Annotated in this window: 7 protein-coding genes; 5 read left to right on the forward strand and 2 right to left on the reverse strand. The window is 68.4% G+C overall.

Translation table 11 applies throughout. The features are described from left to right. Window positions 1–229 (forward strand): L,D-transpeptidase (locus A5652_RS11865; protein ID WP_156745290.1); only part of this gene is annotated, 229 nt, incomplete at its 5' end. A 191-nt stretch (window positions 230–420) separates the two neighbouring features. Here A5652_RS11865 and A5652_RS11870 read toward each other — a convergent pair. Further along, a complete protein-coding gene (locus tag A5652_RS11870; protein WP_067350916.1) occupies window positions 421–960 on the reverse strand; it encodes a hypothetical protein in 540 nt (179 codons plus the stop codon). A 579-nt stretch (window positions 961–1,539) separates the two neighbouring features. On the opposite strand from A5652_RS11870, the gene A5652_RS11875 reads away from it, so the two are divergent. The 4 genes from A5652_RS11875 to A5652_RS11890 all read left to right on the forward strand — a co-directional run bounded on the left by A5652_RS11875 (window position 1,540) and on the right by A5652_RS11890 (window position 5,313). Continuing rightward, window positions 1,540–1,881 carry a DUF732 domain-containing protein gene (locus A5652_RS11875; RefSeq protein ID WP_067350920.1) on the forward strand — a complete coding sequence of 114 codons (342 nt, stop codon included), beginning with the start codon at window positions 1,540–1,542 and terminating at the stop codon, window positions 1,879–1,881. Between the two features lie 198 nt (window positions 1,882–2,079). Then, window positions 2,080–2,424: a DUF732 domain-containing protein gene (locus A5652_RS11880; protein ID WP_067350924.1), complete on the forward strand. Its 345-nt coding sequence runs from the start codon at window positions 2,080–2,082 to the stop codon at window positions 2,422–2,424. A gap of 46 nt (window positions 2,425–2,470) precedes the next feature. Further along, window positions 2,471–3,874 carry a mannitol dehydrogenase family protein gene (locus A5652_RS11885; protein WP_067350927.1) on the forward strand — a complete coding sequence of 468 codons (1,404 nt, stop codon included), beginning with the start codon at window positions 2,471–2,473 and terminating at the stop codon, window positions 3,872–3,874. Further along, on the forward strand, window positions 3,871–5,313 hold the full coding sequence (locus tag A5652_RS11890) for an FGGY family carbohydrate kinase (RefSeq protein ID WP_067350930.1): 1,443 nt from the start codon (window positions 3,871–3,873) through the stop codon (window positions 5,311–5,313). The genes A5652_RS11885 and A5652_RS11890 overlap by 4 nt, the downstream gene beginning before the upstream one ends. Here A5652_RS11890 and A5652_RS11895 read toward each other — a convergent pair. Next, window positions 5,258–6,757: a bifunctional phosphatase PAP2/diacylglycerol kinase family protein gene (locus A5652_RS11895; protein ID WP_067350933.1), complete on the reverse strand. Its 1,500-nt coding sequence runs from the start codon at window positions 6,755–6,757 to the stop codon at window positions 5,258–5,260. The two genes, A5652_RS11890 and A5652_RS11895, sit on opposite strands and share 56 nt — an antisense overlap. Window positions 6,758–6,909: the final 152 nt, after the last annotated feature.

Genomic DNA, 6,909 nt, shown 5'->3' on the forward strand with positions numbered 1-6,909 from the left:
CGGCATTCCAGTCGACGATCCCAACGGTTACCTGCTCACGGTGAATTACGCCGTCCGCATCACCGACCGCGGCCTGTTCGTGCATTCGGCTCCGTGGGCCGTCTCGTCACTGGGGCTCGAGAACGTCAGCCACGGCTGCATCAGCCTGAGTCCGGACGACGCCGAGTGGTACTACGACCACGTCAACGTCGGCGACCCGGTGATCGTCGTGGACTCGACTTACAATTAGGAAGCTCCGCACCCAGGCGTAGGCCCCCCGCATCGCTTCAATCATGCTGACCTGCGTGGCTTTTCACCGCAAACGTCGGCTTCCGGCTTGGGACACGACGCTGTCGCCGTGGGCCGCGCACGGCGGCCACACAACGGGACGGGCCCGCTGGTTGCTGCCAGCGGGCCCGTCCCGTTCAATCCGAATAAGCCTCAGCTCGCGCCCGAGGGACCGGCAGGGACCGGCTGACCCGGCACCGGTCCGCCGCTCGGTGCGGCGCCGGTTGGCGCATCCTTCACCCCGGACATGTCGATGAGCGGAGCGGCCGCATCCAGGGGAGCTCCGGCAGCCGCCGGCCCACCGAGCGCAATCAGCGGCGCACCGGCCGGCACCACCGGCACCGGCGGCACTATCGGCACCGGCGGTGCAAGGGGCAGCGGCGGCACGATCGGCACCGGAGCACCGACCGGCACGGGGCCTGGCACAGCCATCGGCACGCCGGACATATCGATCATGGGCGCAGCGCACATGCCCCCGGCGGCCGGCGCACCCGCAGCCACGGGTCCAGCCGCTGCGACCGGACCACCGGCGGTCGGCGCCACCTCGCCGGCCTGCCCCTCGATGCACGCGTTGCCACCCGTGATCAGCGGGGCGGCCGCCGCGCCGGGGCTCAACGCGATAGCAGCTCCGCACAACCCAACGCCGGCAACTACTTTGATGTTGAACCGATCGACGATCGCCATCAGCGTCAACTCTCCTTTATTCACGCTCAGCTATTTCCGCAGTGGTGCAGCAGGCCCGCCTAGCCGTACCGAGGTCACTTTCGCGACCGCGCCAATTGTCAGCAGGACACGCGCGACACGCGCCACGCCGCACCGGGCCGTTTCCAAATGGTGACGTCACAACGCTGTCACGAACCAAAACACAATCGGCAGACACCGATCGACGTGCACGAATACGCCTGCGCCCTAGGCTGACTGGACGATTTGTGCCCGACGATCGGCACGCCCGATCACAGCCTGGGCGCCTTACCGCCGTCGGTCGTCACTCCGGCGATCACGCGGACACCTTCCTGCACGGGACGCCGGGTTGCCGGCAACCCGATTCTTTTGCTGCTCTCGGCGCGGCAAATCACACAATCTTTACTGGAGACGGTGAAACGCCACTACACGCCCAAGGTCATCGGTTGCCAGAACGAACTTCGAATCTCACGGAATTTAATTTTCCGCAGGTCCCTCACAGGAAACTGTTGGTGAACAGTTATGGCTTTGAAGGTTACATAAAAGTTAACATCGAGATTAGAACTGTTGACGCAACGAGGAGAAGAGGCTATGGCACCACTTCGTCTCACCACCGGGTTCATCGGTTCGGCCCTACTCGGCGGCCCGCTTCTCGCCAGCCTTATTTGGGCCGGCCCAGCGCAGGCCGACGCAACCACTTTCCTCAATGACATGCACAAAGACGGGGTCCACGCCGTCACCGGCGGTGACGGCGCACTGCTGCAGGCGGGCCTGAACGTATGCCAGCAGCTGGCGTGGGGCGCTCCCGAATCCCAGCTTGTGGGATTGGCCCTGCAACGCTCCGACGAACGGCAAGGAGCTGGCGGGCTCAGTCCGCAGCAGGCGAACGACATCGTCGGCTACGCCGAGCGCGATCTTTGCCCCAACGGCTAGCGCTCGTCTGACTCTTTCGCAGTGCGCCCGCTCGCGAGCGCGGTGGCGATCGGCTGCGTGCCGGCCCGCGGTGGGTGCCGTGCCCGACAGCTGTTCTTGGCCGACTGTTCACTCTCCCGATCAGTTTGCGCGACGGGTCTTCGCACTTTTGTGTAAAAGTGCATCATCCGCATCGGGCGCAGACAAGGGAGAAGGTTGATGGTGGCACGCAGGCAGTTTGGCCGGTTCGTGGGTGCGGCGCTGGCGAGTGGGCCGCTTGTGCTCGCCGGGGTCCTCTGCGCCGGGCCGGCGCGGGCCGACCAGGCCGCCTTTATCAACGACCTGCACAACGCCGGTATCCACGCCGTCAACGGCGGGGACCCGGAGCTGTTGCAAATGGGTGCGGACCTCTGCCAGCAGCTTTCGTGGGGCGCTTCTCCGCAACAACTCGAGGGTTTGGCTCTGCAGCGCTCGGACGCCGACCAGGGCACCGGTGGGATCAACGGTCGACAGGCCGCGGACGTGGTGATCTTCGCCCTGCGCGATCTGTGCCCTAACGCCTGAGGCGTTTTAGCCCCGCGCGCGGCGGTCCGCGCTAAGGTGACCTCGAGTGAAGCTCAACGCAGCGAACCTGGCCGGCCTCGAGATCCCGGTCCCGACGTATGACCGCAGCCAAATCGGCGTCGGCATAGCGCATTTCGGCGTCGGCGGTTTTCACCGTTCCCACCAGGCCATGTACCTCGACCGGTTGCTCAGCGACGGGCTCGCTCGGGACTTCGGGATCTGCGGAATCGGTGTGCTGCCGGGTGACCGGCGAATGCGCGACGCACTGCGCGGCCAGGACCACCTCTACACGCTGATCCTCGAACACCCCGACGGCACGCGACAGCCGCGGGTCATCGGCTCCATCGTCGACTACCGTTATGCGCCTGACGATCCCGACTCGGTGGTCGATCTGCTCGCCGATCCGGCCACCCGGATCATCTCGCTCACCATCACCGAGGGCGGCTATCAGCCACCGCTCAGCGCGGTGTTCGGGTTGGTGGCCGAGGCGTGCAACCGGCGGCGCGAGCGCGGCCTGCCCTCCCCCACGATCGTCTCCTGCGACAACATCGCCGGAAATGGCGACATGGCGCGGCGCGTCTTCACGTCGTACGCCGAACAATTCAATCCCGAACTCGCGCAATGGATGTGCGAGAAGACTACCTTCCCCAACTCGATGGTTGACCGGATCACGCCGGTGACCACGCCCGACGTGCTCGAGCGGCTGGACTCCGAATTCGGTGTGGCCGATGCCTGGCCCGTCACAGCCGAGCCCTTCGCGATGTGGGTCGTCGAGGACGACTTCGCCGCCGGCCGGCCACCGTTGGATCAAGCCGGGGTGCAACTCGTCGACGACGTGGCTCCGTATGAGGCGATGAAGTTGCGGTTGCTCAATGCCTCGCATCAGGGCCTGTGCTATTTCGCTTACCTTGCCGGATACCGGCTGGTGCACGATGCCGCTCAGGATCCGCTGATCGCCGAGTTCCTTGCTCGCTATATGAATTCGGAAGCCATGCCGACGCTGCAGCGCGTCCCGGGGCTCGACGAGTTCAAAGCCGGACTCCTGCCGCGCTTCGCCAACGCCTACATCCGCGACACCGTGGCCAGGTTGTGCGCCGAGTCCTCGGATCGCATTCCCAAGTGGTTGTTGCCCGTGGTGCGCGACAATCTGCGCGCCGGCGGCGGAGTGCGGCTTTCCGCGGCGATCGTCGCGAGCTGGGCACGCTACGCCGAGGGCGTCGACGAACAAGGCGAACCGATCGAAGTGGTGGACCGGCTCGCCGAATCCCTTGTTCCGATCGCCCGCTCGCAACGCGACAACCCGGTCGCATTCCTGGCCAACCGTTCGGTGTTTGGTGATCTCGTCGATCACGAACGCTTCCGTGAGGCTTACCTGTGGGCGCTGGACTCGCTGCACTGCAACGGCGCCCGCGCGACGCTGCGGGCGCTGATCGGTGCCGACGGATCATGACCCTGGTCGCCGGCATCGACTCGTCGACACAGTCCTGCAAAGTGCTGGTGTGCGACGGTGCCACCGGCCGGGTGGTGCGCCAGGGACACGCCAGTCATCCGCACGGCACCGAAATCGACCCGGCGGCATGGGAAGTCGCGGCCCGCAGGGCCATCGCCGACGCGGGTGGCCTGGATGGCGTCGGGGCGGTCGCCGTCGGTGCGCAGCAGCACGGCATGGTGTGCCTGGACCCAGCGGGGCGGGTGGTGCGCCCCGCGCTGCTGTGGAACGACGTGCGATCGGCCGACGCCGCGCGCGCACTCGTCGGCGAGCTCGGTGGAGCCCGGTCGTGGGCCCAGGCCGTCGGCGTCGTGCCGCTGGCCGCGATCACGGTGGCGAAACTGCGCTGGCTGGCCGACCACGAGCCACAGCACGCGGACCGCACCGCGGCGGTCTGCCTGCCGCACGATTGGCTGACGTGGCGGCTGCGCGGCGAGTCCGACATCGCGACCCTGACCACCGACCGCAGCGACGCCAGCGGCACCGGCTATTACGACGCCGCAACGGGGGCTTACCGCTTCGATCTGCTGGAACTGGCGCTGCGCGGCCGTCGCCCCCGACTGCCGGCCGTGCTCAGCCCATCGGGCCGAACCGACGGCGGCGCAAGCGCATTCGGCGCGGGACTCGGTGACAATGCCGCCGCGGCGCTGGGCCTGGGCGCCGAGGAGGGCGACGTGATCGTCTCGATCGGGACCTCGGGCGTGGCGGCCGCCGTCACCGCGGATCCGGTCCGCGACGACGCGGGATACGTCGCCGGATTCGCCGACGGCGCCGGGCGCTATCTCCCGCTGGTGTGCACCCTCAACGGGGCGCGGGTGCTCGAGGCCGCCGCTGCGATGCTGCAAGTCGGCCAGGATGAACTGTCCCGGCTCGCGCTGTCGGCGCCTCCCGGCAGCGCGGGTCTGGTGCTGGTCCCCTACCTGGAAGGCGAACGAACTCCCAACCGGCCCAACGCGACTGGCGCGCTGCACGGCCTGCGTGCCGCCAATGCGACACCGGCCAATCTGGCCCGGGCCGCGGTGGAGGGATTGCTGTGCTCGCTCGCAGACGGGATCGCGCATCTGGCCGCGCACGGTGTCGTCGTACGCCGCATCCTGCTGGTCGGCGGCGGCGCGCAATCGCAGGCGCTGCGCGAGATCGCGCCCGCGGTGTTCGGCATGCCGGTGCTCGCACCAACGCCGGCGCAATACGTCGCGTTGGGCGCGGCGCGGCAGGCGGCCTGGGCGTTGAGCGAATCGGACCGTCCGCCCGCGTGGCATCCCCCGCCCGCAGACGAATACACCGCCAATCCCGCGCCGGAGGTGCTGGCGCATTACGCGCGGGTGCGCGACCTCACCGAGGGAGTCACTGGTCGTCGGGAAGCGGCCGAAACACCGGAAGGACTCGGTACTTCGCGCTGAAGCTGGCCTCGTCGTAGCGGTGGCCCACCTCGCCGTCGCAGGCGATGACCGTGGGACCGTCGACGGCGCTGAAGCTGAATTCCGGCACCTGCAACTCGTGGTAGAGCGGGCTGCGCTCCAGGCGCCCCAGGACGAGTGCGGTCAGGATCCTGGTCCTCGCCCAGCGGCGGCCGGTCTCGAGGATGCGGACATCGATCAGGCCGTCGTCCATGCGGGTCCGCCGCGATGGCGCGAACCCGGTCGGCAGGTACAGCGAATTGCCCAGGAAGAACAGCGATGTCAGGAGGGTCTTGTTGTCGTAGCGGATACGCACGGGCTCGTCCGTGCGCAACGTGCGCAGCATCGCGTAGAGACCGGCCAGCGGCTTGCCGATGCGTTTCTCGAGTTTTTCGCGTCGCCGCACGAAGGCCGGGTACGCGCCGATGCTGGCGGTGTTGAGGACCATTTGTGTCTCGTTGAGACACACCAGGTCTACGCACGCCACGTGGCCGCGCCGGATGGCGTCGACCGTCTTGGCCACGGTGTCACACGCGATGTCCTTGGCGAAGTGGTTGAACGTCCCGGCGGGAAAGACCGCCAGCGGAAGTCCCGCGTCGATGGCGACCCCGGCGGCGGCCGCGACGGTGCCATCGCCGCCGCCCACGGCCAGCACCTCGGCTTGTTCGGCCGCCCCGCGCAGAACCTGGACAGGGTCGTCGCCGGGGCCCAGCTCGCGGATGTCGACCTTGGGCAGCTCGGCGCGCACCTGGTCGACCACCCGGGCGCCGGTGCCGCTGCCCGACTCCGGGTTGATGACCAGGACCACGCCGGCGCCGTCCGGCCGCTGCGGCGCGGCGACGCGGAGCGGTTCGGTTCGCGGACGGGCGGTTTCGATGATCGGCGGAACGAGCCGGCCGCCCAGCACGGCCAGGCCCGAGCCGATGCCGAATCCGGCAATGACGTCGCCGGGGTAGTGCGCGCCGGTCGCCACCCGTGACAAACCCACCAGCCCGGCCAGCAGCGCCAGCCCGAAACCCAGCGGCGGGTTCTCCAGCCCCACCCCGACGGCGAACGCGGCGGCGCTGGCGGAGTGCCCGGACGGGAGCGAGTTCGACGTCGGGTGCCGGCGGACCTGCCTGATCAGAGGCACCAAGTCATAGCCGGGGCGCGGCCGCCGGCGGATCCGTTTGGCCACCTGGTTGGTGACCAGGCTGGTTGCGGCCAGCGTTACCAATCCGCGGATCGCGCCGCGCTGCGCACTTTGCCTGCCAGTGGCGAGCAGCGCCGCACCGATGCCGACCCAGAGCTTGGAACGGTCGGCCGCGCGGGTCAGCGGCGGCATGACGGTGTCCAGCAACGGCGTGTCCGTCTCGGCGATGGCATCGAACAGTTCTCTGTCCAGCGTGCCCAGTCCCCGGGTGATCTGTGTGATGCCGCGTGCGCGTTGTCGAGGCCCCCTGCTCATTCGCTACACCCTAAATTGGTCCGAAGACATGGACGCACAGGGCTATTGCATGAGGTGGCGAGACAACGCCGAACGCCGGGGCGTGGCCGCGCAGGTCGTCGCCGAGATCACCCGCCGGCACGGCGTCACGGCGGCACGCTTCGGAGTCCTCG

The sequence above is a fragment of the Mycobacterium sp. 1165178.9 genome, from assembly GCF_001673555.1.
In the GTDB taxonomy this organism is placed as follows: Bacteria; Actinomycetota; Actinomycetes; order Mycobacteriales; family Mycobacteriaceae; genus Mycobacterium.

What these genes read in the sequence shown, in the direction of transcription:
- A5652_RS11875 (WP_067350920.1), top strand. Translation starts at nt 1,540, where the DNA reads ATGGCACCACTTCGTCTCACCACCGGGTTCATCGGTTCGGCCCTACTC.
- A5652_RS11880 (WP_067350924.1), top strand. Translation starts at nt 2,080, where the DNA reads ATGGTGGCACGCAGGCAGTTTGGCCGGTTCGTGGGTGCGGCGCTGGCG.
- A5652_RS11890 (WP_067350930.1), top strand. Translation starts at nt 3,871, where the DNA reads ATGACCCTGGTCGCCGGCATCGACTCGTCGACACAGTCCTGCAAAGTG.
- A5652_RS11895 (WP_067350933.1), bottom strand. Translation starts at nt 6,757, where the DNA reads ATGAGCAGGGGGCCTCGACAACGCGCACGCGGCATCACACAGATCACC.